The sequence below is a fragment of the Bacillus sp. RSS_NA_20 genome, assembly GCF_020165915.1.
In the GTDB taxonomy this organism is placed as follows: Bacteria; Bacillota; Bacilli; order Bacillales; family Bacillaceae; genus Bacillus; species Bacillus altitudinis.
In genome coordinates, this window is record NZ_JAIUKW010000005.1 from 157,395 (window position 1) to 182,836 (window position 25,442).

The 25,442-nt window shown below is 39.8% G+C and carries 24 protein-coding genes and 1 pseudogene; 16 read left to right on the forward strand and 9 right to left on the reverse strand.

The window, feature by feature from the left end:
- Positions 1 to 87: 87 nt before the first annotated feature.
- The 4 genes and pseudogenes from LCD32_RS19350 to LCD32_RS06370 all read left to right on the forward strand — a co-directional run.
- Positions 88 to 1,110 (forward strand): annotated as a pseudogene (locus tag LCD32_RS19350) (cache domain-containing protein); the annotation flags it as partial.
- Entirely contained in the window at positions 1,102 to 2,049 is a 948-nt protein-coding gene (locus LCD32_RS19355) for a methyl-accepting chemotaxis protein (RefSeq protein WP_370529227.1), read from the forward strand. The pseudogene LCD32_RS19350 and the gene LCD32_RS19355, both read left to right, overlap by 9 nt.
- 76 nt (positions 2,050 to 2,125) lie before the next feature.
- Entirely contained in the window at positions 2,126 to 2,911 is a 786-nt protein-coding gene (locus tag LCD32_RS06365) for an SDR family oxidoreductase (RefSeq protein WP_007498705.1), read from the forward strand.
- Positions 2,912 to 2,924: 13 nt separating this feature from the next.
- A complete protein-coding gene (locus LCD32_RS06370) occupies positions 2,925 to 3,797 on the forward strand; it encodes an NAD(P)-dependent oxidoreductase (RefSeq protein ID WP_224563240.1) in 873 nt (290 codons plus the stop codon).
- Positions 3,798 to 3,911: 114 nt separating this feature from the next.
- Here the strand turns inward: LCD32_RS06370 and LCD32_RS06375 are convergent, their stop codons facing one another.
- Complete coding sequence (locus LCD32_RS06375) at positions 3,912 to 4,709, reverse strand: CAP domain-containing protein (protein ID WP_224563243.1); 798 nt, start codon at positions 4,707 to 4,709, stop codon at positions 3,912 to 3,914.
- Positions 4,710 to 5,045: 336 nt separating this feature from the next.
- On the opposite strand from LCD32_RS06375, the gene LCD32_RS06380 reads away from it, so the two are divergent.
- Positions 5,046 to 7,169 (forward strand): peptidoglycan D,D-transpeptidase FtsI family protein, encoded by a 2,124-nt coding sequence (locus LCD32_RS06380; RefSeq protein ID WP_224563255.1) that lies wholly within the window; start codon positions 5,046 to 5,048, stop codon positions 7,167 to 7,169.
- 156 nt (positions 7,170 to 7,325) lie between these two features.
- Positions 7,326 to 9,152, forward strand: a complete 1,827-nt coding sequence (locus LCD32_RS06385; protein ID WP_019743911.1) for a PAS domain-containing sensor histidine kinase — start codon at positions 7,326 to 7,328, stop codon at positions 9,150 to 9,152.
- A 25-nt stretch (positions 9,153 to 9,177) separates the two neighbouring features.
- On the opposite strand, the gene LCD32_RS06390 is transcribed toward LCD32_RS06385, so the two are convergent.
- Positions 9,178 to 10,350, reverse strand: coding sequence for an aminotransferase A (locus tag LCD32_RS06390; RefSeq protein ID WP_019743910.1), 1,173 nt, complete (start codon positions 10,348 to 10,350; stop codon positions 9,178 to 9,180).
- A 294-nt stretch (positions 10,351 to 10,644) separates the two neighbouring features.
- Here LCD32_RS06390 and LCD32_RS06395 point away from each other — a divergent pair, with 294 nt between their 5' ends.
- Positions 10,645 to 11,529, forward strand: a complete 885-nt coding sequence (locus tag LCD32_RS06395) for a cation diffusion facilitator family transporter (RefSeq protein WP_017359428.1) — start codon at positions 10,645 to 10,647, stop codon at positions 11,527 to 11,529.
- A gap of 64 nt (positions 11,530 to 11,593) precedes the next feature.
- On the opposite strand, the gene LCD32_RS06400 is transcribed toward LCD32_RS06395, so the two are convergent.
- Positions 11,594 to 11,746 (reverse strand): hypothetical protein, encoded by a 153-nt coding sequence (locus tag LCD32_RS06400; RefSeq protein WP_017367142.1) that lies wholly within the window; start codon positions 11,744 to 11,746, stop codon positions 11,594 to 11,596.
- A 300-nt stretch (positions 11,747 to 12,046) separates the two neighbouring features.
- Between LCD32_RS06400 and LCD32_RS06405 the strand changes: the two genes are divergently transcribed.
- The 3 genes from LCD32_RS06405 (at position 12,047) to LCD32_RS06415 (ending at position 15,004) form a co-directional block, all read left to right on the forward strand.
- Positions 12,047 to 12,586, forward strand: a complete 540-nt coding sequence (locus LCD32_RS06405; protein ID WP_007498690.1) for an RDD family protein — start codon at positions 12,047 to 12,049, stop codon at positions 12,584 to 12,586.
- Positions 12,587 to 12,711: 125 nt separating this feature from the next.
- Positions 12,712 to 14,022 (forward strand): MFS transporter, encoded by a 1,311-nt coding sequence (locus LCD32_RS06410; protein ID WP_224563258.1) that lies wholly within the window; start codon positions 12,712 to 12,714, stop codon positions 14,020 to 14,022.
- 73 nt (positions 14,023 to 14,095) lie between these two features.
- Positions 14,096 to 15,004: a chemotaxis protein gene (locus LCD32_RS06415; RefSeq protein ID WP_008348035.1), complete on the forward strand. Its 909-nt coding sequence runs from the start codon at positions 14,096 to 14,098 to the stop codon at positions 15,002 to 15,004.
- An 88-nt stretch (positions 15,005 to 15,092) separates the two neighbouring features.
- On the opposite strand, the gene LCD32_RS06420 is transcribed toward LCD32_RS06415, so the two are convergent.
- Positions 15,093 to 15,554, reverse strand: a complete 462-nt coding sequence (locus LCD32_RS06420; RefSeq protein ID WP_007498684.1) for a YkyB family protein — start codon at positions 15,552 to 15,554, stop codon at positions 15,093 to 15,095.
- Positions 15,555 to 15,773: 219 nt separating this feature from the next.
- Positions 15,774 to 16,670 carry a helix-turn-helix domain-containing protein gene (locus LCD32_RS06425; protein ID WP_098680880.1) on the reverse strand — a complete coding sequence of 299 codons (897 nt, stop codon included), beginning with the start codon at positions 16,668 to 16,670 and terminating at the stop codon, positions 15,774 to 15,776.
- A 113-nt stretch (positions 16,671 to 16,783) separates the two neighbouring features.
- Here LCD32_RS06425 and LCD32_RS06430 point away from each other — a divergent pair, with 113 nt between their 5' ends.
- Positions 16,784 to 17,722, forward strand: a complete 939-nt coding sequence (locus LCD32_RS06430) for a DMT family transporter (RefSeq protein ID WP_224563260.1) — start codon at positions 16,784 to 16,786, stop codon at positions 17,720 to 17,722.
- A 161-nt stretch (positions 17,723 to 17,883) separates the two neighbouring features.
- Here LCD32_RS06430 and LCD32_RS06435 read toward each other — a convergent pair whose 3' ends face one another.
- Entirely contained in the window at positions 17,884 to 18,099 is a 216-nt protein-coding gene (locus LCD32_RS06435) for a hypothetical protein (protein ID WP_008348016.1), read from the reverse strand.
- Positions 18,100 to 18,264: 165 nt separating this feature from the next.
- Between LCD32_RS06435 and LCD32_RS06440 the strand changes: the two genes are divergently transcribed.
- Positions 18,265 to 18,441, forward strand: coding sequence for a hypothetical protein (locus LCD32_RS06440; RefSeq protein ID WP_164999005.1), 177 nt, complete (start codon positions 18,265 to 18,267; stop codon positions 18,439 to 18,441).
- A 228-nt stretch (positions 18,442 to 18,669) separates the two neighbouring features.
- On the opposite strand, the gene LCD32_RS06445 is transcribed toward LCD32_RS06440, so the two are convergent.
- The 3 genes from LCD32_RS06445 to LCD32_RS06455 all read right to left on the reverse strand — a co-directional run bounded on the left by LCD32_RS06445 (position 18,670) and on the right by LCD32_RS06455 (position 21,532).
- Positions 18,670 to 19,947, reverse strand: a complete 1,278-nt coding sequence (locus LCD32_RS06445; RefSeq protein WP_008348012.1) for an MFS transporter — start codon at positions 19,945 to 19,947, stop codon at positions 18,670 to 18,672.
- A 73-nt stretch (positions 19,948 to 20,020) separates the two neighbouring features.
- Positions 20,021 to 20,518, reverse strand: coding sequence for a L,D-transpeptidase family protein (locus LCD32_RS06450; RefSeq protein ID WP_008348009.1), 498 nt, complete (start codon positions 20,516 to 20,518; stop codon positions 20,021 to 20,023).
- Between the two features lie 156 nt (positions 20,519 to 20,674).
- A complete protein-coding gene (locus tag LCD32_RS06455; protein WP_060781020.1) occupies positions 20,675 to 21,532 on the reverse strand; it encodes a metallophosphoesterase in 858 nt (285 codons plus the stop codon).
- Between the two features lie 138 nt (positions 21,533 to 21,670).
- On the opposite strand from LCD32_RS06455, the gene fadH reads away from it, so the two are divergent.
- The 4 genes from fadH to LCD32_RS06475 all read left to right on the forward strand — a co-directional run bounded on the left by fadH (position 21,671) and on the right by LCD32_RS06475 (position 25,305).
- Complete coding sequence (gene fadH, locus LCD32_RS06460) at positions 21,671 to 22,435, forward strand: 2,4-dienoyl-CoA reductase (RefSeq protein WP_060781021.1); 765 nt, start codon at positions 21,671 to 21,673, stop codon at positions 22,433 to 22,435.
- A 64-nt stretch (positions 22,436 to 22,499) separates the two neighbouring features.
- The gene (locus tag LCD32_RS06465) at positions 22,500 to 23,720 is read left to right on the forward strand and encodes an EAL-associated domain-containing protein (RefSeq protein WP_060781634.1); all 1,221 of its coding nucleotides are present in this window, start codon (positions 22,500 to 22,502) and stop codon (positions 23,718 to 23,720) included.
- 261 nt (positions 23,721 to 23,981) lie between these two features.
- The gene (locus LCD32_RS06470; RefSeq protein ID WP_007498675.1) at positions 23,982 to 24,878 is read left to right on the forward strand and encodes a manganese catalase family protein; all 897 of its coding nucleotides are present in this window, start codon (positions 23,982 to 23,984) and stop codon (positions 24,876 to 24,878) included.
- A gap of 184 nt (positions 24,879 to 25,062) precedes the next feature.
- Positions 25,063 to 25,305 carry a YkuJ family protein gene (locus LCD32_RS06475; RefSeq protein ID WP_003212254.1) on the forward strand — a complete coding sequence of 81 codons (243 nt, stop codon included), beginning with the start codon at positions 25,063 to 25,065 and terminating at the stop codon, positions 25,303 to 25,305.
- The last annotated feature ends 137 nt before the right edge of the window (positions 25,306 to 25,442 follow it).

Below are 25,442 nucleotides of genomic sequence, written 5' to 3' on the forward strand. Positions count from 1 at the left end.
TTTAAATTTTCTTACAACTATTGAATGCGGTACCAATTTTGCCGATATACACATTAAGATGCGAAAGTAGGATGTAGGGGTGATGAGATGTTTAAGAAACTTCAAGTGAGAATAGCTGTTTTCATCTCAGTTATTTTAATTTTAACCGTTGTCGCAGTTCAAGTGGGTTCCAATTTAGTATTAAGACCACTGATTGAACGAGATGCGAAAACAACGACATCAGCAACGGCAGAAAGCATGAGAGACATCATAGCACTAAAGCTTGAGAATTACGGTGATACGATTAACCAATTGGCAACAAGTACACTTACTGAAGAATTTGCACAAAAACAAACAAAGCAGACATTGGCATTTGAAAACGATGAATTAAAAGGATTGCAGGAGCAGGATGAACTCATCTCGCTTGCCTATATAGGAACAAGTGATGGTAAAATGTTTGCTTTCCCGGAGTCCGATTTTGGTGAAGGGTATGATCCGTCTAAACGAGACTGGTATATTCAAGCGGCTGAAAAGCCTGACGAAGTCCTATGGACAGATCCGTACATTGATAAAGCAACAAGTGAAATGGTCGTTTCAGCCACGAAGGCGATCGTACGAAATGGGAAAGTAGTCGGTGTCGCTGGACTTGACTTGAAACTGGCTTCCATTCAGTCCTTTATAAATGAACAAAAGATTCCTTACATGGGAACGGCTTTCTTAGTTGACGGCACAGGGACCATTTTGGCACATCCAACAGAGCAAGGAAAAAATATCTCAAAAGTCGCTTCTGTGAAAAAAGCGATCGATAACTCGGGTATTGATAATGACAAACAGCTGACCGTCATCTCAAAAATTAAAGAGGCAAACTGGACGATCGGTGTGAGCTTCGAGAAAAAGAAACTTCTTTGGATCACTGAACAAATGAATCAGACAAGTATCATTATTTCTGTCATTGCCATTATACTTGCCATGATTCTAAGCTACTTATTGGCTAGAAGCATTACAACACCAATTAAACGCCTCATCGAGCATGTTCGTAAAGTGTCTGAAGGCGATTTAACCAGCTCGCTTGAGTCGAAGTCTCAGGATGAGATAGGTTTCCTGACGAAAAGCTTTAATCAAATGACTGAAGGTATCAGGGACTTAATTGAAAAAGTGAAAGAGTCTTCAGATCAGGTTGTGAAATCAACGGATGAAGTGACCCAAATTTCAAACGAGACCTTGCTGTCTAGTGAACAGATTGCAACGGCTATTCAAGAGGTCGCTGTAGGAGCGACGAAACAAGCATCAGAAGCGGAAACCATTAATGAAAAATCAGAGCATTTGTATGAAAAAGTTCGTCATATGGGTGAGCTTGCCACGCAAATGCAAACCAATTCAAAATCATCGGAAGATGCAAGCTATAGAGGACTTGATGCTCTTGGTCTGCTCGTCCAAAAATCAACACAAGCGAATGAAGAATCGAAGAAGGTAGAGCAAATGCTGCTTGACCTTGAGCATAAAACAAAAAATATTGAAAACGTCGTAACAGCGATTTCTGAAATCTCAGATCAAACGAATTTACTCGCACTGAATGCAAGTATTGAAGCAGCGAGAGCAGGAGAAAGCGGAAGAGGATTTGCTGTTGTTGCAGAAGAAGTCAGAAAGCTGGCTGAACAATCTGCAGAATCAACGAAACATATTAGTGAAACCGTAAAACTCATTCAAGATGAATCGAAAAAGGCAGCTGAAGCGATGACAGCAGCAAGCAAAATGAATGAAGAACAAGGTGATGCCATCAATTCAACAGGAGAAGCACTCAGCAGTATCACAATGGAAATGCAGGCACTTGTCGGCTCCATTGACAGCATTCATACACAAATAAATGAAATGACTGAAGAACAGCAGAAAATGAATGATTCCATTCAAAGTATTGCGGCCATTTCACAAGAATCCGCCGCTTCAGCTGAGGAAGTACATGCTTCCACAGACGAACAAGTACAAGCTTTAGAAAGAACGAAAACTTCAACAGAAATGTTGAACGAATCAAGTCAGGCACTGCGTCAGGCAGTCAATCGGTTTAAACTATAATCTTGCAGAAAAGAACCTTGCCATGTGAGCAAGGTTCTTTTTGTATGATAAAATATGAACAGAGGAGGGTGCCAACATGCATGTTAATCTATCTGGCAAAAAAGCATTGGTCGCAGCAAGCAGTCAGGGTATCGGTAAAGCCATTGCCTTTCATCTTGCAAAAGAGGGAGCAGATGTGATGCTCTCGGGAAGACATGAGCAAACGCTGCAAGAAGCGGTCAAAGAATTATCCCCGCTTGTAAAAGGGAAGCTGACGTATCAAGTATGTGATGTATCTGACGCCGAGCAAATTAAAGCGCTTGTCGTCGCAGCAGCAGGTGATGAAAAACGTCTTGATATACTCGTGAACAATACAGGCGGTCCTCAAACAGGAACACTTGAAACCTTAACAGATGAAGATTGGATGGAATCATTTCAGCTTCATTTACTCAGCTATATTCGGTTATTAAAAGAAGCCTTGCCGTATTTAAAAAAACAAGGTGCACGCGTGTTAAATATTGCATCTATGTCGGTCAAAGAACCGATCCCAGGCTTGATGCTGTCAAATACATTTAGACCGGCCATTACCGGCTGGACAAAAACAGCTGCCCAGGAGCTTGCCAAAGATGGTATTTTGATCAATACCTTAGCCCCGGGGAAAATTGAAACAGAGCGCGTGAAACAGTTGGACAAACACCGTGCACAAGAGGAGCAACAATCGGTTGAAGAGATCAAAGCACAAGCTGAACGTATGATTCCGCTGGGCCGTTACGGACAGCCAGAGGAATTTGCAGCATATGCGGCTTTTCTTTTATCTGAAGCCAATACATATATGACAGGTCAAACCCTCATCATTGATGGTGGATTGACAAAGTCTCTATAAGGAGGAATTCTTGATGGCACAAATCAAAACAGTTGGTTTTATTGGAATCGGTGTAATGGGACGTAGTATGGCAGGGCATTTAATGAATGCTGGCTACGAAGTTCTCGTTTATACAAGAACAAAAGCAAAGGCAGACACATTGATTCAAAAAGGTGCTCTTTGGAAATCGACCGTAAAGGAGATCGCAAAGGAGGCAGATGCCGTCATCACAATGGTCGGGTATCCATCAGATGTAGAAGAAGTCTATTTAGCAGAAGGTGGACTCGTGGCACATGCTGCGCCTGGTACATACCTCATTGATATGACCACATCGAAACCTCAGCTGGCAAAAGAAATTGAAGCGAAAGCGAAGGAAAAAGGACTATTTGCATTAGATGCGCCGGTCTCTGGCGGAGACGTAGGAGCCAAAAATGGCACGCTTGCCATTATGATTGGTGGAGAAAAAGCAGCCTATGAAGCGTGCCTGCCGCTATTTCAGCAAATGGGAGAAAATATTCAATATCAAGGACCTGCAGGAAGTGGTCAGCATACAAAAATGTGTAACCAAATCGCTATCGCAGCAGGGATGGTAGGTGTGGCTGAGGCAATGGCTTATGCTGAAAAATCAGGACTTGATCCAGAGCAGGTACTTAAAAGCATCACAACAGGAGCAGCCGGCAGCTGGTCTTTGTCAAACCTTGCACCAAGAATGCTGAAAGGTGATTTCGAGCCAGGATTTTATGTGAAGCATTTTATTAAGGATATGGGCATTGCACTTGAAGAAGCAGAGCTGATGGGAGAAGAGATGCCAGGCCTTTCACTAGCGAAGTCATTATATGAAAAGCTCAGCGAACAGGGCGAAGAAAACAGCGGAACACAAAGCATCTATAAATTATGGGTGAAATAAAAAAACTGCCCCGCCTAGGTGGAACAGTTTGTAGCGTGTAAACAAGCCCTCACATGGCTGAAAAAAGAAGACAAACTAAAAACCTGTCCCGAATAGAGACAGGTTTTTTTGATCTTATTTTCCGATGAATTGCTGCGTCCAGTAGTTACCAGATTTCACATAACCTACACCGATATGTGTATAGTTTTTGTTTAAAATGTTCGCTCTGTGACCTTCACTGTTCATCCAAGCTGTTACTACTTCTTGAGGTGATCTTTGACCTTGCGCAATGTTTTCACCTGCTGTTTTGTACGTGATACCAAATTGCTTCATTTGATCAAATGGAGATCCGTAAGTTGGGCTTGTATGAGAGAAATAGTTTTTATCTTTCATATCTTGTGATTTAGCGCGAGCAGATTTGCTTAATTTAGAATCAACAGAAAGAGCTTTTAAGCCTTGTTTTGCACGCTCTTTATTTGTCAGCTCAACCACTTCTTGTTCAAATGCATTTAAGCTGCTGTCTGCTTTTGTTGCAGTTGTGTCTTTTTGATCAGATTTTGAGCTGTTGTTCGTTGTGTTTTCTTTTGCTGGTGTGCTTGGTTTAGAAGTAGCTGGTTTTTTCACTGATTCTTGTTTTTGCTCATTTTTTGCTTTGTTTACTTCTTTCACCACTTTTGTACCAGTAACAGGTTGACCACTTTTGATCAGCTTGTTTAATAGAGCTTCGATCTCTTTTTGATTTGAAGTGCTTAGCTTGTTTACATCTGAAGAGATATGTAATTTTGCAGCTAATGTATGAAGATCAATGGCTTGATGCTGTACGTTTATGACTTGTTTCAGGTTAGGCTCTTTCGCATCAGCTGAATGCCCTCCAGTGAACGTGATCAATGCAGCAGCTGTCAGCGCTGAAAAAATGAATGATTTCTTTTTCATTTTGTAACTCCTCCTAAAATCTTTGTTTTGTTTTCTCACAGAAAATCATAACATGGACTTTTTGTTATAAACGTACCAGCATCCTCCATTGACAACGCCCATTTGTCATTTTTGTTAAAGTCATAGAAAGAATCTCCTCATATCAATGAATGGAGAATCTTTCTATTTAAAGAAAACGACATAAACATACCAATATTTTAAAGTGTTAGTATATTTTTTTGCAGAATAGGGATTGACAGCTTTTTTTCACTTGTTTCGCTGTAACAACTATTACAAAAGTGTTACAATAATGAGTGGTAATTGTAAAAGATTGAAAGGATGAGAGGAGCTACATAAGTGGGAGAGAAACAGCATCAAGGTGCTGCCGAGCAGAAAAAAATGAAGCGCCGGAACGCCTGGAGAATTAATCTCTTTTTCTTCGCTGTATTTAGTTTATTTGCTGGACTTGTCATCAAGCTCGGTGTGCTGCAAATCGTCAATGGTGAGGATTATAAAAAGCAAGCCAACCGAACTGAGGTCAAAACAGCATCATACCCGTCTCCAAGAGGAAAAATGTATGACGCGAGAGGAAGAGTCGTTGTTGATAACGAAAGTGTACCTGCCATCGTTTATACATCAGAAAGCGGTGTGAAAGCGGAGGATAAGATTAAAGTAGCAAGAAAACTTGCGACTTATATAAAAATGGATACAGATTTTTTGAGAGAGCGTGACATTCGAGATTTTTGGCTGGCCAGCCATCCGGAAGAAGCGGATAAGCTCATTTCAAAAGCAGAGCAAAAGAATCTTAAATCAAAAGATGTCTATCCACTTCAAGTAGAGCGTGTGCCTAAGAAAGAAGTCAAGGCGATCGAAAAAGATGCAGAGGAAAAAGCAGTTGCAGCGATCTATCGCAGGTTTACAGGCGGATATGCCTTTGAACCTCAAATCGTGAAAGCGATGGACCCGAACGAAGAGAAAAAAGGGGACGAAAAAGTTGCGCTGCTTGATGAAACAAAAGAATCAAAACAGACATCATCCGTAAGTTTGACATACGAAGAGATCTCACTTGTATCAGAGCATCTTGATGAACTGCCTGGTGTAAATGTCATCAATGACTGGACAAGGAAATATCCGTATGAAAAAACCCTCTATAATGTCCTTGGCGGTGTCACCACCCCAGAGCAAGGTATTATAAAAGAGCGTGAAGATTACTATATGGCAAGAGGTTACTCGAGAAATGACCGAGTAGGAAAAAGTTATTTAGAATATCAATATGAGGATTTTCTCAATCCAGAAAAAGCAACTGTTCAATATACACAGGTCGGCGGCAAACTGCTTGATGAAATCAAGCGGACAGAAGGACGAAGAGGACTTGACCTTGCACTCACATTTGATATGGAGCTGCAAAAGGAAGTCGACAAAATCGTTGAATCAGAGCTAAGATCCGCTAGTGCAAGAAACTATATGATGGACCGTGCCTTTGTTGTGATGATGGACCCTAACACAGGTGATGTTCTCGCGATGTCAGGGAAGAAAATGGACGGCAGGGACGTCACAGATTATGCGATCGGAACATTTACGACACAGTATGAAATGGGCTCTGTTGTCAAAGGAGCTACTGTCCTATCTGGTTATCAAGATGGCATGTCACACAACCAATCCTATACGGATACACCGCTGTATTTTGCGGGAAATGGAAAACCGAAGAAATCATATACCAATCTTGGCTGGGTTAATGATCTTCGAGCGCTACAAAAAAGTTCAAACGTCTATATGTTTCATGTAGCGATGAGAATGGCAGGGATCACCTACCAAAAGAATGGGCCATTACCGGCAAGACCTGAACACTTACAAAAAATGAGAAACTACTATGCGCAATTCGGTCTTGGCGTAAAAACAGGCATCGATTTGCCGCAGGAATCAAGCGGAATGCAGACGCATCCTAAGACAGTCGGCGGACTTTTGCTTGATGAAGCGATTGGTCAGTATGACACATATACACCACTTCAAGTCGCACAATACATGTCGACCATCGCAAATGGAGGTAATCGTATTCAGCCAAGAGTGGTGAAAAGTGTTCACTTTCCAACGAATAAGGAAGAAGTAGGCCCTGTTGTGAAGAAATATGAGCCGAAGGTGCTGAACACCATTAACAACTCGAAAGCAGATATCGACCGCGTCAAAATGGGACTAAAAATGGTCACATCAACAGGCGGGACTGCCGCTGGCCGGTTCGGTCAGCATGATGTCGCAGGGAAAACGGGTACAGCCCAAACCTTCTACTATGGTGCCAACCGGAGCTGGTGGGGGAATGCCACGTACAATTTAACCTTTGGAGGATATTATCCTTCTTCCAATCCGAAAGTGGCATTTAGTGTCGTCACACCGTATGTATCAGATAAAGATCCTGTCATTAAAACCATTCCAAGTAAAATTGTTGATAAGTACGTTGAATTACAAAAGAAATATGAAAAGCAATAAACAGCAGGGAGCACAGCAAGAGAAAGTGCTCCCTTTTTGCTGAAAATATGGACGTTTCACACGAGATTGGGAGGAAAATACGGTTTTTCTAGCGAATCCTTTTTATACATCAAACTAAGGACAACCCTAAAAAAATTAAAGGAGGGTCGGACGACGATGGAACAAAAAATGAAAGATTCGAATCAGCTGTACTCGAATATTGATTTACATGCCGTTCTTTCTTCTAATGGCCGCTTTCTCTACATTTCTTCCAATTGTAAGCAGCTTTTGCTCTATGAACAAAAGGATTTACTAGGGTGTTTTTTGAAAGACTTTGTTCATACCGAAGATCAATTTCTCGTCGAAAGTTATTTCTATAATCAGCACATGCTAGAGATTTGCCACTTTAGACTGCTTAGAAGTGATCTTACAGCTGTATGGGTAGAAGCAAGCATTGATTTTGTTGCTTGTGATGGGTTAGACAACGATTTGAGTAGAGAAATGATCCTGAAAATGAGGGTAATGAATACAGAGCCTCAAAAAGCAGTATTTCAACCAACAGAAGTGTCAGAACAGTCGTTAGGCAGTCTACCGGCTTTCCAAGATGTCAGTGAAGCTGAAAATCTGATTGCCATGCTGCCAAATCCGTTATGTATTACGGCACTTGGGAAAATTGTGTATGCCAACGATGCGATGCTGCAATTAATGGGTGTATGTACAAAAGATGAAATGATCGGCAAGTCTGCGTTTGATTTTATTGCCGAGGAGTACCATGACATTGTGAGAAGCCGAATCAAAAGACTGCAGCAAGGCCTTCCAGTCGGAATGATTGAACAAATATGGAAAAGGAAAGACGGGAGCATGATTCATATTGAAGTGAAGTCATCTCCGGCAATTTATCAAAATCAACGGGCAGAACTTTTACTATTAGTGGACATCTCTTCCCGTAAAAAATTTCAAACCGTTCTTCAAAAAAGTAGAGAGCGGTATCAGCTGCTTATCCAAAATTCCATTGATACCATCGCCGTCATCCACGATCATAAATGGGTATTTATGAATGAATCAGGTATTAAATTATTTGAAGCCGAACATTACGATAAATTAATCGGAAAAGATATCTTTCATCAAATCCATTCATGTGATCAGCAAAAAGTCAAAAAGAGCATATCACGTATTATCGAAAGAGCATCAGATTCTGAGATTGTGACGATGAGCTGCCATACGTTTAAACACCGGTTGATTTATACAGAAATGGTTTGTATCCCTACCACATTTTTTGGTGAAACAGCCGTTCAAATTATTTTAAGAGATATATCTGAACGAAAACAAACAGAAGAACTCATGCTGCGCTCTGAAAAATTATCAATCGCAGGTCAATTGGCAGCAGGCATTGCACATGAAATAAGGAATCCACTGACGGCGATTAAGGGCTTTTTACAGCTCATTAAACCAAAAACAAAAGACCGTGATCAATATTTTGAAATTGTCTTCTCTGAGCTGAGCCGGATTGAAATCATCTTAAGTGAGCTACTAATGCTTGCAAAGCCGCAGCAAACGGCATCCATGCAGACGCTTGATTTGAAAAAAATCATTAGCGAAGTCACCGCTCTGCTAGAAACACAGGCCAACTTAAATGGAATTTTGATGAACACAAGTGATATTGAGGAGGATCTCCTGATGAATGGGGATCAAAACCAGCTGAAGCAGGTGTTTATCAATTTAATCAAAAATGCCGTCGAATCCATGCCAGACGGAGGGAAGGTAGACATTACCGCCAAAGCCGAAAAAGAAGGGATACTTGTCACGATTAGAGATGAAGGAATTGGTATTCCTGAATCGGTCATGAAGCGGATCGGTGAACCTTTTTTAACGACAAAAGAAAAGGGAACAGGGCTTGGGCTCATGGTGACATTTAATATTTTAGAAAATCACAACGGAACCATCCGGGTAGATAGCCACCCAGAGAAAGGGACTGTGTTTCACATCATGTTTCCCGCAAAATAAAAACAACGGCAAGAGAGCCGTTGTTTCATCCGTCTGTTGACTGTATGGAACGCTTTTCAAGAACAAATTGTTCGAGACGGTCAAGTCCTTCTTTTAACGTTTCAAGTGAATATGCATAGGAAAGGCGCACATATCCTTCTCCGAGTGAAGAGAAAGCAGAACCAGGTACGACCGCAAGTTTTGTACTTTCTAACAACTCCATGCAAAAATCAAATGAACTCATCCCAAACGATTCAATGGAAGGGAAAATATAAAAAGCGCCGGAAGGCTTAATGACCGGAAGCCCCATAGAAATGAGTCGATCATATACATAGTCGAGTCTTTTCTTATATTGCTCTCTCATGATCAGTGCATCATCCACACCATTTGTCACTGCTTCAAGTGCCGCCTTTTGTGAGATAGCCGAGGCACAAGACACGTTATATTGATGTACTTTTAATACATGTTTAGCAATAGGAGCGGAAGCAAATAAAAAGCCGATTCTCCATCCGGTCATGCTATGAGATTTTGACAGTCCATTGATGACAATCGTCTGTTCCTTTAAGAAAGAAGCAATGGAATGATGTGGACGATCAAATGTCAGCTCACTATAAATTTCATCAGATAGAATAAAAATATCCTTTCCTTCAAGAAGCTGTGCAATTTCTTTCAATTCTTCTTCTAATAGCGTGACCCCAGTTGGATTTGAAGGGTATGGAAGGACAACACACTTTGTCTTTTCCGTTAATGCATCTTCAATCAGCTTGGCATTTAATTTAAAACCGGCATTTGTTGTGTCGATATGCACGGGCACCGCACCGCACATCCGAATGATCGGTTCATAGCCAGGGTACACAGGGCCGGGCAGGATGACCTCATCGCCTTCAGTCAAAATGGTTCGAAACGCAGCATCAATTGCTTGACTCGCACCTGTTGTCACAATGATTTCTGTCTCTGCATCATAATCAAGATGGACTTTCTTTTTGATGTATTGCTGGATCGCTTGTCTTAGCTCTAAAAATCCAGCGTTATGAGTATACGAGGTGAAATTCTCGTCAATGGCTGTTTTGGCAGCTGTTTTGACATGATGCGGCGTATAAAAATCGGGCTGACCTATGGTCAATGAAACGACATCCTCATATGAAGATACGAGATTTGAAAATGTTCGAATGCCTGAAATTTCAATATCCTTTACTCTTGGATTCAGCAAATGCTCCATTTCTCATCACCTTAAAAATTTATGGTTTTATCCTATTTTACCATTCACTGCATAAATGTCACCTGCGGAAAGGCTTCGGATATCGTTATATGTAGTCTATTCTCCTATCCATCACAGCATGAGTGATAGATGAAGAAAGAGCAACATTTATTATAGCGTAACCTGCTCGGAAAATACAGCTCTGCTTAAGATGATTAGAATAAGGCAAAACGGTATAAACTGAAAGAACGAGAGAATCAAGTCATGGGAATTGCTTTCACAGGCATACGATCTCCTGAAGGAGGACGATAATAGATGGATCAATCAGCAAAGACATCGAAAATAGCCTTTTTATCCGTCATGAGTAATACGTTTGTTGTGGTCCTTAAAATCATTGTAGGGGTGTTAACTGGATCTGTTGCGGTTTTATCAGAAGCCATTCACTCTTTTCTCGATTTAATGGCCTCTTTTATTGCATTTATCTCTGTTCGTATTTCAAGAAAGCCGGCAGATTCAAAACATCCTTATGGACATGGGAAAGTTGAGAATATTTCTGGAACGATTGAAACTTTGTTGATTTTTGTTGCTGGGATTTGGATCATTTATGAATGTGTTCATAAATTAATGCATCCTGAGCCTGTTAAACTGCCGGTACTTGGTATTGTGGTCATGCTAATCGGCGCACTTATCAATTTTGTTGTGTCGAGAGTTGTGAACAAAGAGGCAGAGCGAGTACATTCTGTTGCCATGAAATCGAATGCACTGCATCTTTTAACAGATGTGTTTACGTCACTAGGGGTTGCCATTAGTTTATTGCTTGTTGCATTAACGGACTGGTATTTCCTCGATCCGATTATTGGAATGGTGCTAGCGCTCTATATTATGCGTGAAGCGTTTAAACTCATGAAGGAAGCCTTCCCGCCGCTTGTCGACGCCCGGTTAACCCCGGAAGAAGAACAAGCAATAGAGGCCATCATTCAAACATTCAGCCAAGAATTTATTGAATATCATGACTTTCGAACAAGACGATCCGGTGCTGAAGAATATATTGATTTTCATTTGATTGTTCATGGAAAAACAACCATTGAAGATGTTCACCAATTATGTGATCGAATTGAAGAGAACATTCAGCAGGCGTTTCCGCATGCACAAATCTTTATTCATGTAGAACCTGAAAGTGAAAGAAGCACACAAACGTAAAAAAGGCGATACCACCTCTTTGAAGGTTGTATCGCTTTTTTTACGCTTCATCTATGAAATGAAATCAATATCCATAAGCAGTATCGTAATCTTCATACCAAGAGATATAAGCAGCATCTTCATTAGATAAACCATGTTTCATATCTAAAAAATCAGCTTCGCAAATATCTTCAATCACAGTCATTTCGTTGTTCTTTAATAGTACGACAGTTCCCATCATGAACACCTTTCTTTAAAAAATCCTTGACTATTGTACCATGTGAAACGTGATTGTCAACAGAAGAATCGAAATGAGAGGAAAATATCACAAAATGTTAAAAAATCAGGCGTTGAAAGAACTAGATGTGCCATAATTTTCGTGAATTTTCAGTATTTATTCACATAAATCATCATTGAAAAATGATCTAAAATTCATGTAAAAATGTAAAGCTCCATTGATCTTGCGATATTCATAAGATATAATAACGAATGATTATAAGAAATTTATAGAAAACATACATAATAAAGGAGAAATAGGATGGAAACAAACATGTCAGAAGCACCTATTCAAGAAGAAAAACATCCTGAACTAGCTGGAGTAGGTTATCGTTTTCTTGCTCATCTTTTAGACGGTGTCATTATTAGTGTACCATTTTCAATCATTGTATTTATTCTCGCAACACTCTTTTTTGTCTCAAGCCCTGAGGCGGCATTTTTAATGTATGATGATAGCTATTACTATTCTTCAACGGTGATCACGGATGAAGAATGGGCAGTCATTGTGGGCCTTCTCTTTTTCTATGGCGTAACGACCTTAATCGGTATCGCGGTGACTTGGCTTTATTATGCGATCATGGAATCATCAAAGTTGCAAGGAACTCTTGGCAAGATGGCTCTTGGCATCAAAGTGACAAAAGTAACGGGTGGAAAAATAACATTCGGGCGCGCGACAGGCCGCTTTTTTGCAAAAGGCTTTTTGTCTCCAATCTTATTCATTGGCTACATCATTGCGTTTTTCACAGAAAAAAAACAAGCACTTCACGACTTGATTGCAAGTACCATTGTCGTAAAGAAATAATGAAGAGAAGCACCTCTGCTAAATAGTAAGGGGTGCTTTTTGTATAGATTGCTTGTATGGAAGAGGGAAACGTCACATAAAGTAGAATGATAGTGAAAATAAAAGCAGAGAAGGGAGTCAATCTATTGAAAAGAGGGAAAATGACTGTTCAGAAAAAAGGGGCAAGCTTCGGGCTCTTTTTCACAGCACCTGTTTTGGCCTGGGCATTGTATGATTTTGCAAATACGATATTTTCATCGAATATGATCACCATTTTCTTCCCATTTTACTTGCAGGAGACGATAGGCGACAGTGCGAGGATGGATCAAATCGCCAGTACATTTATTTCTTATGCGAACGCACTTGCAAGCTTTTTCCTCGTCATTTTTACGCCTTTATATGGTGTGCTGATTGATCGTACAGGGAAAAAGAAGCGGTATATCACGGTGTTTACCCTGATTTGTATTACCTGTACCTTTATGATGGGGATCTTTGCTGGGATTGATTTCTCAAGCGAATGGTTTGGTCTTCCTGTCTCCTTATTGGTGGTGGTTACCTTGTTCGTCATCGCCAAATTTTTCTATCACTCTAGTCTTGTTTTTTATGACACCATTTTGCCCGATCTTGGGACAAAGGATGAAATCCCCCTCATTTCTGGATTCGGTATTGCTGTCGGCTATTTAGGTACACTTGTCGGCCTTTCTGTTTATTTACTTGTAGGAAATGACCAGTTTCATGAAGCATTTATTCCGACAGCCCTTTTATTCTTTCTCTTTTTTCTGCCCTTTCTCTTTATTATAAAAGATTCTCAACCTCTCCCGCAGCAAGAGAAAAAGTCGTCTTTTTTCAGCGGGTATAAAGAGATTATTCGTACATTTAAAGAGATGAAGCAGTACAAACCGGCCTTTATTTTTATGATCGCTTTCTTTTTTATGAATGATGCGTTGCAGACAGCGATTGCGATGATGGCTGTTTATGCAAAAATTATCATTGGTTTTACCGCAGGTCAATTTATTTTGCTGTATCTTGTGTCCACGATTTCAAGTATCATTGGCTCGTTTCTATTCGGATATGTCACAAAGGCCATCGGGGCAAAGCGCTCGATTACAGTCGTGTATGTCATTTTAATTGTGGCGCTCATTCTAGCTGTGACAGCGACAACGGAATGGGTCTTCTGGGTAGCAGGCAGTTTATTCGGCATTTCACTTGGCGCGAGCTGGGGATCATCACGAATCCTCATTATTGAGCTGACGCCTAAAGAAAAACGAGGGCAATTTTTTGGTCTCTTTGCGTTTTCGGGAAAGGTGTCTTCAATTGTTGGTCCCATCATTTATGGCTCCGTCACACTGCTATTTGCAGCACATGGGAATCTCGCAAGCCGTCTTGCATTAGGGTCTTTGCTCATCCTTGCAGCCATAGGACTTGTGATTCATCAATTCGTGCGAGAGAAAGCGTAAAGAAACGTCAACTTTTTACCCATGCTGCCGATATAAAAAGTACAATCTTATATTGAAGAATAGAGGGATTTCCGTGGCTTTAAACAAACAAGAAATTTTACTTGACTCTGGTACTAATGAATTGGAAATTGTGAAGTTTGAAATTGGTTCAAATCAATTCGGCATTAACGTCATGAAAGTAAGAGAAATTATTCAGCCAGTTGAGGTGACAGTTGTACCGCACTCTCACCAAGATGTAGAAGGGATGATTAGTTTACGAGGCGAGATTTTACCAGTCATCAATCTATTTTCCTTTTTTAATGTCGAGTCAGATCAGTCAGAACAAGAGAAATACATTGTGACTGAATTCAACCAACGGAAATTTGTGTTCCATACAGGAACGGTATCACAAATTCACCGCGTCAGCTGGGAAGAGATTGAAAAACCAACTGCACTCAATCAAGGAATGGACCGTCATTTAACAGGGATCATCAAGCTTGACGAGAAAATGATTTTCCTTCCAGATTACGAAAAAATCATCTATGATATTGAATCCGCATCTGGTGTAGACACATATCATATGTTTGACGGTGAGAAAGACGAGAGAAGAACAGGGAAGAAGCTGTATGTTGTTGAAGATTCTCCGCTTCTTATGCGCTTATTAACAAATGAATTAACCGAGGCAGGCTATAAAAACATTGTGACCTTTGAAGATGGAAAACAAGCATATGACCATGTCATGGATCTTGTCAGTAAAGGCATTAGTGTGACAGAAGAAATTGATATGATTATTACAGATATAGAAATGCCAAAAATGGATGGACATCGATTAACAAAGCTGCTGAAGGACAATCCTTTAACACAGTCCATTCCAATTCTCATTTTCTCTTCATTAATTACGGACGATCTGCGTCATAAAGGGGAAACCATCGGTGCAGATGATCAAATTAGTAAACCAGAAATTCATCAGCTGATTGAAAAAGTAGATCATTTTATTATCTAAAGAAAAGAAGACAAAGAGCTAAAATAAACAATATTTTAGCCCTTTGTCCATAAACAGAAAAACCACTCGCTTTGAGTGGTTTTTCTGTTTAAAAATAACTTTCCCCGAGCCGTTTGAAGACGGGTTTTGTATAATGTGATTTTTGTTTTGTGGCGGCAGGTTTTTCTTTTAAACCGACATACGTTTGAAGTATTTGTTTCGCTCGATTTAATGACATATTCGCTTTCGGATTGCGATATGATTGATTTAAATTTCCTAAGTGTGGCAAAAATTCGAAGTCTTCTTTAGTTGGTGGCAGATGAAAATAATAATCTCCAATTTCAATCAGCACGTCGGACTGTTGTTGACTATATCTGGGATTGTTAGAGAAATGTAGGCCCACTTTTCTTCCTTTACCTTCTTGCAATAGTTTTTGCAGCGCACGTTTTTTCAAAAGATAAAGAAACTTGGGATTTGGTGCGGTTTTAGCATGGCGGTTAACAGTATAAATGGCTTTTGCGATGTTTTCTGCTGTAGGTTCTATGTCTTTAGTATGAGCATAATCGTCCATTTTTTCTCTCCTTTGTCTTTCGTCTTCCTGTGCTTAGTATAAATTATACGTTTTTATTAGTAAATTGCAAATAGACTTATTGTAAAAAGCATTAGATTTTCATCACTCTTATTTACAATAGCCATTCATGATGATTCTGAAACGTGAAGAAGAACAATGAATGAATCCTTCTTAGCAAGAGCATCATCATTTATCCGGTATCCTTTCCAACTAGGCGTTTCAGTTGGATGTAAACGATGCCTTTGATTTTCTATATGATAAAGGTGTTGTATTTTTTATTCTTTTAAAAATACTAATAAAATAGCTAGTGCTGCTGAAGCCAACTTGGTAGGCGATTTCTGTTATGTTTAAGTCCGTCTTTTGAAGCAAAATGAGGCTTTGTTGAATTCGATATTCATTCACATAATGTATAGGAGATTTCTTTAAAATATCATTGAAATATCTACAGCATTCAGAGCGGCTTAATTGTCCTTCACGAGCGATATCTTGAAGAAGAACCTTTTCATGATAATGTTCATGAATCCAATTCAGCATATGTTTCATACGTTCATTTCTATCGTGCTTACGTACATCATATGTCAGTTGAAAACGATTTTGTAAAAGGCATTTCCAAATCGTGATGAGCTGTATATTAAGTTCGAGTTCATAATATGCCGGAGTTTGTTCGATTAATCGTTGAATGATTTGTATACATTGATAGATTTGGTTTGGCCATCCGTCTTTTCGGTTGAATAAAATAAAAGGTGTTTGACTTGCATGCATATATGGATGAACGAACGTGGTGAATAACTCATTGGTTGTGATGAAGTGAGGTGAAACGTTTAAACAAATATAAGTACATGTCGTCCCATTTGCATCCTTTGCCATGTGTAAACAGCCACTGTTGATGAATACACCATCTCCTTGCTGAATGTTCAATATCTTCTCGTTAATGTGAAACTCAGCCTCTCCCTCCAAAATAAAGACGAATTGAAATTCGTCGTGCCAATGAAGAGGGATATATCCGCTCATATGATCACGAATCTTTGTATGATATAGAGCAATAGGCCATGTGGTGGTTGAATGCTCCGTTAATTCTTTCAGATTGTTGTCAATAAGAAAATGATGATTGTGCATGGTTCTCCTCAATATTCTTTTATTTTTATGTTCAATTGATATATCAATATGTAAAAAATTGAACTACTATCAACTATATTATCATGATTTTTTTAGAATTGAGGAGAATAAAAATGAAGAGGAGAAAGGGAATTTTTCTTGTACTGATAGGAGCTATCTGTTGGGGAGTAGGAGGAACCGTTTCACAAAAATTGTTTCAGCAATATGGAATTGACGTCAATTGGCTGGTCACTGTCAGGCTGCTCATTTCAGGCGGGTTGCTTTTATTTGTTCATTACATGACGAAAGAACGCACGCAATTGATTGGCGTGTTGAAAATGAAGAGTACGGCCATTCAAGTGCTGATATTTGGACTAATGGGCATGTTAGCTGTTCAATATACTTATATGGTGTCCATTCATCATGGGAATGCTGCGGTGGCTACATTGCTACAATATACAGCACCTGTCATGATTATCGTGTATCTAGTATTTCGCCGGCAATCCACTTTTACAAAAAGAGATATGTTGACGGTCGCATTGGCTTTGGTTGGCATGTTTCTCTTATTGACGAATGGTTCCGTTTCCACATTAACTGTTCCAGCTGTTGCGGTATTTTGGGGAATACTATCAGCCGTGGCATTGTCCTTTTATACGTTATATCCAATCAAGCTGTTAAAACAATTCGATTCACTTGTTGTTGTTGGCTGGGCGATGCTTATAGGGGGAGCTGCCCTTAGCTTGGTCCATCCTCCATGGAAGGTGAACCTGTCTCAATTACCTTTTGAAGCGTATATTTATTTATTATTTGTCATTGTATTTGGAACGATGATCGCATTTTGGTTTTACATCGAAAGTTTGAAGTATTTATCTCCGAAAGACTCAAGCTTAATTGGAAGTGTCGAACCCCTTGCAGCAGTGATAACCACTGTTTTCTGGTTAAAAGAGCCATTTGGTCTTTTCCAGTGGATAGGGACAGCGTGTATTGTATACATGATATTATTCATGGCATTATACCAGCCTAAAATAAGAGGGGAAAAGAAGAAATTGGGTTCATTGATAGATGATAGGTAAATTAAATATGTGAAATGTATATAAAGTGAACTATTAAACATAGATAACTACCTATTTTAAAATAAATGGGTAGTTAATGACTTATATGAGAACGGGATTGCCGGATAAAATCTACCATATGCAAGACAATCATGGTCGAACATATGGCTTAAGATCATGGACTATTTCGTATGGCTAGAATAAGCACAGTAAAAACAGCCGTTAAAATCAGTTTCACTCGTCATTTTTTTGGCTTCATCCATGGCGCTTTCACTGTTCATGTGCAGACCAATCAACGTACGACTTGCTGCATCACCTAAAAATGCGCAGTCTTCTGTATGTACAACGTATTGTCCTTGATCATTTTTTGTATGAATAAAATAATAGCTTTTTAGCATACCCCTCACCTCCAACCTGACTATATTACTATAAAACTTCCAATATTGTAAAGAATTTTTATTGAAAATGTTGCATTTATACACATTCCTTTTATTTCATAAAAAGGAAAATTGGTTGTAAGATAAGAAGATCAAAGTCAATGAGAACAGAAAGGACGGTTTAGATTGAAAGGTATTTTAACGCCTTTATTGGTCGCTTTTGTCGTTGGAGGCATTGTGTACATGGTAGATGATCGGCCGATTCATCCTCTTCTTCTTTTTCTCATCTTATTTATTAGCATTTATACAGTCGATAGAATCGTTCATTTTGCTTCAAATCATTTCGATGAGCAGAAAAAATAATCGTCGTTTATCTTGTTACTTCCATGAAAAAAGGACTTTCTATAGAAGAAAGTCCTCAGCGTGTAGACAAACCCTCGCATTCGTTGTCAGTCCTGCGTGCTGGTGCTCACGAATGTGAAATTCGCTCCGCGCCAGTACTCGTCCTTCTTAGACTGCAAAGGTTTTCTATCACGCTGAAAAGAAGAAAAAGGGCTAAAATAATGTTTATTTTAGCCCTTTTTGCTTCATCTATTGTACTCCTTGCCCTTTTAATTCACGCTGCACATCTAAGTCAGCAGCTTCTCTGCTGAACTTTGGCAGTGTAATGAAGTAAAAAAGGAAGACGAGTAAAATAATAATACCCATTCCGTAATAAATGTAAGAAACATTGGTGATGAGCTTTGGAAATAACACGGCAATTAAACCTAGCGTCATTGATTGTGCAAACATGGTAAGCGGATCAACCCACCCTGATACGCGTCCCATCAGACGAGGGTGAACAATTCTTGGGAGCCAGCCTCCAATGACAATGTTGACTGGACCAATACATGTACCAATGACAAATGATGTGACATAAAATAACCATAATGTATGGGTAGAACCAAGGACAAAAATTAAAATACCTGCAACTAGAATTGGAATCGACATGAGATATTGCATCTTTACCTTTTTCGCAAGAATAGAGCCAAGTAAGCTTCCAACTAGAAGTCCGGCACCGATTGCGATCGTAAAAAAGGATGTATGCAGTTCAAAATGGTCCGGTGAAAGACCGTATTTCATTGTAAACATCGGAAGAACGGCAAATGCGCCATTCACAAGACCAAAAACAAAAAAGCCGAAAATTAAAGAAGCCAATAATTTATTTTTTAAAATATAGAGAATGCCTTCTTTAAAATCTTTTAGAGACGTCTTAACGGTCATGCCTTTCCAGCCTGCTTGTCCATTTGGCTGTCGTGCTTCAATTGGAATATTGCATGATCGAATGAGAATACCGGAAATAATAAAACTGACCAAATCAATGGTAATAGCACCGTGAAGTCCAATCGTTTTATACATAATGGCACCTATTCCAACACCAAATACCATAAACAAACTAAACAGCATCTGATTTAAACCAGCAGCTTTTGCATATTGATCTTTATTTAAAATGGCCTGAACGAGAGAGGCTTCAGCTGGATAGAAGAACTTCGTAATGGCGCTTCGTATAAACAAGATCAAGAAAATAAGCGGCAGTGAATTAAAATAAATGACGATAAATAAAACGATCGTCAGCCCAGCTCGTATCCAATCACAATTCTCTGCGACTTTTTTACGATCAAAACGGTCTGCGACCACACCGACCATAAAAAAGACAAAGATCGTAGGCAGTGAATACATTAGCTCTGCTAAAGTGGCGTAAGCGGGCTGATGACTAAAATGATCGAGCAAATAAAAGGCAAACGCCATATTGCCTACTGTTGTCCCCATTTGCGAGGCAAGTGCTGCAAAAAAGAGACGAACAAAATTTCTGTTTTTAAAAATATCCATAAATACGCTCCTTAACCTGAAGATCCCACTTTCTATCATATAAAATTTTAACCATTCGTACAATTGATTTCTCCTACTGGCTAATGGTCACAGGTGTTCCATTTGGAACTATTGAAGCAAGTTCGATGACATTCTGATTGTACATGCGAATGCACCCTCTAGACACAGCTTTACCAATTGAAGACGGGTTATTCGTTCCATGGATGCCGTAATGAACTTTTGAAAGGCTCAGCCAATAGGCGCCAAAGGGACCTCCTGGGTTTGGCTGTCTGTTGACAATATAATAAGAACCTGTCGGTGTCATGTTTAATATTCTGCCAGTTGCGATCGGGTATGAGCGCAAGAGCTGTGATCCAGAAAACAGTACGAGACGTTTCGCTGAAATTGACACAGATATGCGGTAAGGGATCGTGTTAGGATCCGGTAACCCAGGGATGATGATGACTTCATTTTGTTCTGGCTCGCGGGCTTGAAGTGACGGATTTGCAGCCTTTAAAGCATCTGTCGTTGTTCGAAAATCAAGTGCTATAGAAGCAAGTGTTTCTCCACTTTTTACCGTGTATCGCAGCACGAAAGCACACTCCTTTTACTCAAATAAAAGAAGCCATGATCCCCGCCTCACATATACTATATGGACGGGATCAGGCCCAATAAGGTTTCTCCTAACATTTGTCATGAGAATGATCTTTGTTTATACATATGCAGGAAAAGGTGATTTGGCTTCTCTTTACACGTGAGATGTTAAGGTGAAAAAAGTGATTTCAGGTTTGGCTAAAAACCGAAGCGGCAGTCTAGTTGTCCCAAGCCCGCGGTTGACATAGATACGGTGCTGATAGCTACCGTATAAGCCTTCGACATATGTACGCCCAAAAGGTGCTGTGAGAATCGGTCCATAGAAAGGAAGCTGTATTTGACCACCATGCGTATGCCCAGAAAGCTGCAAGTTAATAGGTATTGTTTCAAGCTCTAGTGCGGCATCAGGCTCATGCACAAGCAATAACGTAAAGAGATCAGAAGAGACTTCTCGTTTAATGAAATGGTAATCAGGCATACTCATCATGAGATCATCCAGTGTAGCAATCTGTATGCGTCCGCCTTCTTTTTCTAAGTGAAACACTTCATTTTTACATAATGTAAAACCGCAAGCTTTCATCGTTTCCTCATATAGATCAATGCCAAATGGTCCGTAGTCATGATTTCCGCATATGGCAAACTTTCCAAACGGAGCATCAAGCTTAGACAAAGAGGCTTTGGCTTTTTCATGTTCTTCAATCGATGCTTCAAAATCAACAAGGTCACCTGTAAACACAATGAGATCTGGAGATGCAGCGTTGATTTTTTGGACAACAGTCTCTAAATCTTTTGCCGGAAATGTATCACTTAAATGAACATCACTAAATTGAGCAATTTTAAACTGGTTAAACGAAGCCGGTAGCTGAGCATCATGAATGGTGAGTGATACGGTGTCGATCATGCGCGGCTCAATGTACCGAGCATAGCCATAACCGGATGTGGTCGCCAAAAGACCGAGAATACTCGCACCAGCTGCTCCTTTTAAAAACTGCCTGCGGGAAAGTTGCTTCATATAAGTCTCCTTTAAAAATAAAATTAAGTATAGCATGATTTTTGATGAATCTCCCATATGGTGCATGGAGGGGAAATCATGATATGATAAACGGATAATGAATGAATAGTCATTCAAAACCACAAAGGGGGAGAACAAATGACGAAGCAAACAGTGATTGTCACAGGGGGATCAAGCGGAATGGGGAAGGCGATGGCGACTCATTTGGCACTCGGGGGCTGGAATGTTGTGATTACTGGAAGAACAGAAGAGACCCTTGAAACAACGGCAAATGAAATCAAACAGCAAGGTGGTTCGATCGCTTATTTTCAAATGGATGTGCGACATCCAGAAGATGCTGATCAAATGGTAAAGTTTGCGGTAGATACATTTGGTGATGTGGATGCAATTATTAATAACGCGGCAGGCAACTTTTTAGTTCCAGCAGAAAAACTGTCTCCTAACGGCTGGAAAGCGGTCATAGATATTGTGCTAAATGGCACCTTTTTTTGCAGCCATGCAGTGGGCAACTATTGGATTCGTCAAAAGAAAAGCGGAAGTATGATCAACATGGTCGCCACATATGCATGGGGGGCTGGTGTTGGTGTAGCGCATTCAGCAGCCGCAAAAGCAGGCGTACTGTCTCTTACTCGAACGCTTGCAGTCGAATGGGGAAAGCAATATCGCATTCGCGTAAATGCCATTGCGCCGGGGCCCATTGAAAGAACAGGTGGTGCAGATAAACTGTGGGAATCTGAAGAGGCTGCCCAAAGAACATTAGATAGTGTTCCGCTCGGTAGACTTGGCACACCAGAAGAAATTGCAGAACTTGCGAGTTTCTTATTATCTGAGCATGCATCTTATATTAATGGAGATTGTATCACGATGGATGGGGGGCAATGGCTCAACCAATCACCATTTTGAATGACCGTGTAAGACCTGCTTTTGATATGGTATAATCACACAAAGAGAGAAGCAGGTGATGAAAATGGTCGATCCATTGGATATTTTAACGAATATTGAAGCTGTTTTCCCGCACTATCAAGCGATCTTCAGTGCGGAGGAACAAAAAGTGATAGGCTATGAGATTCTTGGAAGAATGAAGCTTGAGTCGGGAACAGTTAGTCTAGGCTCCTTCTTTACGGATTCATCTATTCCTGACGAATATAAATTGGAAGTAGATCACAAAGTATTAAGTCAAGCGCTTGATCTCTTCACAACCGCAGATGAAGATTTGCTCATCTTTATTAATCATGATGCGAATGTCCTCATGCTTGATCATGGCGAAAGTTTTTTAGAACTTTTAAAAGAATATGAAGCAAAGGGTATTCAGCTTAGCCGGTTTGTCATTGAAATTACTGAACATACGTTTAGCGGCGACATTGAACAGCTTTACCATACGTTAACGTATTATCGTACATATGGGATCAAAATCGCCGTATCTAATATAGGAAAAGAAAGCAGCAATCTTGACCGGATTGCTCTGCTTTCACCTGATCTATTAAAAATAGATCTACAGGCTTTAAGGGCTTCGTCTCCATCTCCTTCCTATGAATATGTGTTATACAGCATTTCACTTCTTGCAAGAAAAATAGGAGCGGCTTTAATCTATGAAGATATTGAAGCGAATTTTCAGCTGCAATATGCATGGAGAAATGGCGGAAGATATTTTCAAGGCTTCTACCTTCACGAGCCTGCGGCAGAATTAATTGACCGGAACAAACGAAAAGAAAAGCTTAAAGAAGAATTTCAGCAATTCATTGCCCATGAGAAAAAGAAACTCCAAGCTGTCTATGAACATTCTGAAACCTTTTATAAGCGAATACATCAAGCCGTCAGTACGTTAAAAAAATCATGCAGCACAAATGATGAACTTATACAAAAACTGGCACATGAACTAACCGATTGCAGCTTTCGCATTTATATGTGTAATGAAGAAGGGTTTCAAATCACTGGGAATGTGTTTAAGAAAGAGAAAGAATGGCTGTTTCAGCCAGAGTATATAGAGAAAAACTGGAGCTGGCGCCCTTATTTTCTAGCGAATATTCTTCAAATGAGAATTAGCGGAAAAGGATTCTTCAGCGATATCTACAGTGATTTAGAAACTGGAGAACGAATACGTACGTTTTCTTATCCGTTAGAGGGAGACGTGTATTTGTTTGTAGATCTTCCGTATGCTTATCTATATGAGCAGGAAGGATTAATTTAAAAACAGCCGTCATGGCTGTTTTTTTTATTAGAAAAAAGATAGAAAAAATGGTTGACAATGAAACTGATAATCATTATCATTTAGTTATAGAGAGAAGCTACTCTCTGTTCCCCAACCCCTCTATCAGATCAAGATCCAAAAAACTTGGCGCTACCCCCGCCAAGTTTTTTTTGTGCGCCAATCATTCCCTTCATGCATAGGACATCCCAATTCATCCATACACCTTAAATGATGATAGTTAGACAGTAGGAGGGAAAAGTCATGATCAAACGTGACAAGCGGCTGCTGATTGATTTACCAATGCCTGATCACCCAGATGCAAATGGTGCAGCGGCTGTGCAAGAATTACTCGGCGGAAAATTTGGTGAAATGTCCACATTAAATAACTACATGTTTCAATCGTTTAACTTTAGAGGGAAACGAAAGCTCAAACCATTTTATGATCTTGTATCAAGTATTACAGCTGAAGAATTCGGTCATGTAGAGCTTGTGACAACTGCAGTCAATCTCATGATTACGGGAACCACCCATGGGGGCGATCCAGATACGACCCCGATGAAAGCGGCTGTTGATAAACGAAATACGCAGCATTTTATCCAAACGGCACAAACAGGCTATCCGTTTGACTCCATGGCAAAGCCGTGGACAGGTGAGAATGTGTTCTCAAGTGGTAATCTGATTCTGGATCTTCTTCATAACTTCTTCCTAGAGTGCGGAGCTCGTACGCATAAAATGCGCGTATATGAAATGACGGATCACCCTACGGCAAGAGAAATGATCGGTTATTTACTTGTCAGAGGCGGCGTACATGTTGTGGCGTATGCAAAAGCCCTTGAGGTAGCGACAGGAGTAGATGTTGGGAAGATGCTGCCGATTCCAAATCTCGACAATAAATACTTTGATTCTGCAAGAAAGTTTGAAGATCAAAATGTTCATACAAAGCTGTATACATTTAGTGACACGGATTATAAGGATATCAATCAAATTTGGAAAGGAAACCATCCGATTGATGGAAAGCCGCTGACAGTTATTGAGGGTACGCCAAAAGGTGCACCCGTGCCAGATTATAGAGATTTGCCGGAAGAGTTTGCTCCAGGTATTTCAAAAGAAGATTTTGACGAAATTGCGAAACGCCTGATGAGATCGGCCGGTTTATAAAAAACAAGATGCATGAGATAAGAAAAAAGACTCAAAATAAAAAAACAGATTCTTTTTCTTTTTTTGAATTCAAGAGGAAAAATATCATCTGAGAACACTTTATGGTATGATGCTTTGTAGGACTTGTGTATAATCAATACGGGTTCATCTTGAGTTGTTTTTTTGAAAGGAGTCTTTTTTTAGAATGTCACAATTAATGGGTATCATTACAAGGCTGCAAAGTCTTCAAGAGACAGCAGAAGCTGCAAACGAGCCGGCACAGCGTTATTTCGAAGTGAACGGTGAGAAAATCTGTAGTGTTAAGTATTTCGAAAAGAATCAAACGTTTGAATTGACTGTTTTTCAACAAGGGGATAAGCCAAACACTTTCCCATTTGACAACATTGATATGATTTCGATTGAGATTTTTGAGCTTCTACAATCCTAAGCTGAATCGTATGAAATGTTTTTTCTAAGAATTCCTTCGTTGATTGCGGAAGCATACACTTCATAAGTGATGAACAAATGGAAGATGATCATTCAGTGCAATATTCGGATAAGAGACCATTAAAAAGGAGTTCCTTT

Coding starts and splice junctions, on each gene's coding strand:
- LCD32_RS06455 (WP_060781020.1), bottom strand. CDS start 21,532: ATGAAGCAACTTTCCCGCAGGCAGTTTTTAAAAGGAGCAGCTGGTGCG.
- LCD32_RS19355 (WP_370529227.1), top strand. CDS start 1,102: ATGACTGAAGGTATCAGGGACTTAATTGAAAAAGTGAAAGAGTCTTCA.
- LCD32_RS06365 (WP_007498705.1), top strand. CDS start 2,126: ATGCATGTTAATCTATCTGGCAAAAAAGCATTGGTCGCAGCAAGCAGT.
- LCD32_RS06475 (WP_003212254.1), top strand. CDS start 25,063: ATGTCACAATTAATGGGTATCATTACAAGGCTGCAAAGTCTTCAAGAG.
- LCD32_RS06395 (WP_017359428.1), top strand. CDS start 10,645: ATGGATCAATCAGCAAAGACATCGAAAATAGCCTTTTTATCCGTCATG.
- LCD32_RS06430 (WP_224563260.1), top strand. CDS start 16,784: ATGAAGAGGAGAAAGGGAATTTTTCTTGTACTGATAGGAGCTATCTGT.
- LCD32_RS06435 (WP_008348016.1), bottom strand. CDS start 18,099: ATGCTAAAAAGCTATTATTTTATTCATACAAAAAATGATCAAGGACAA.
- LCD32_RS06405 (WP_007498690.1), top strand. CDS start 12,047: ATGGAAACAAACATGTCAGAAGCACCTATTCAAGAAGAAAAACATCCT.
- LCD32_RS06465 (WP_060781634.1), top strand. CDS start 22,500: ATGGTCGATCCATTGGATATTTTAACGAATATTGAAGCTGTTTTCCCG.
- LCD32_RS06470 (WP_007498675.1), top strand. CDS start 23,982: ATGATCAAACGTGACAAGCGGCTGCTGATTGATTTACCAATGCCTGAT.
- LCD32_RS06375 (WP_224563243.1), bottom strand. CDS start 4,709: ATGAAAAAGAAATCATTCATTTTTTCAGCGCTGACAGCTGCTGCATTG.
- LCD32_RS06420 (WP_007498684.1), bottom strand. CDS start 15,554: ATGGACGATTATGCTCATACTAAAGACATAGAACCTACAGCAGAAAAC.
- LCD32_RS06370 (WP_224563240.1), top strand. CDS start 2,925: ATGGCACAAATCAAAACAGTTGGTTTTATTGGAATCGGTGTAATGGGA.
- LCD32_RS06385 (WP_019743911.1), top strand. CDS start 7,326: ATGGAACAAAAAATGAAAGATTCGAATCAGCTGTACTCGAATATTGAT.
- LCD32_RS06390 (WP_019743910.1), bottom strand. CDS start 10,350: ATGGAGCATTTGCTGAATCCAAGAGTAAAGGATATTGAAATTTCAGGC.
- LCD32_RS06425 (WP_098680880.1), bottom strand. CDS start 16,670: ATGCACAATCATCATTTTCTTATTGACAACAATCTGAAAGAATTAACG.
- fadH (WP_060781021.1), top strand. CDS start 21,671: ATGACGAAGCAAACAGTGATTGTCACAGGGGGATCAAGCGGAATGGGG.
- LCD32_RS06400 (WP_017367142.1), bottom strand. CDS start 11,746: ATGGGAACTGTCGTACTATTAAAGAACAACGAAATGACTGTGATTGAA.
- LCD32_RS06445 (WP_008348012.1), bottom strand. CDS start 19,947: ATGGATATTTTTAAAAACAGAAATTTTGTTCGTCTCTTTTTTGCAGCA.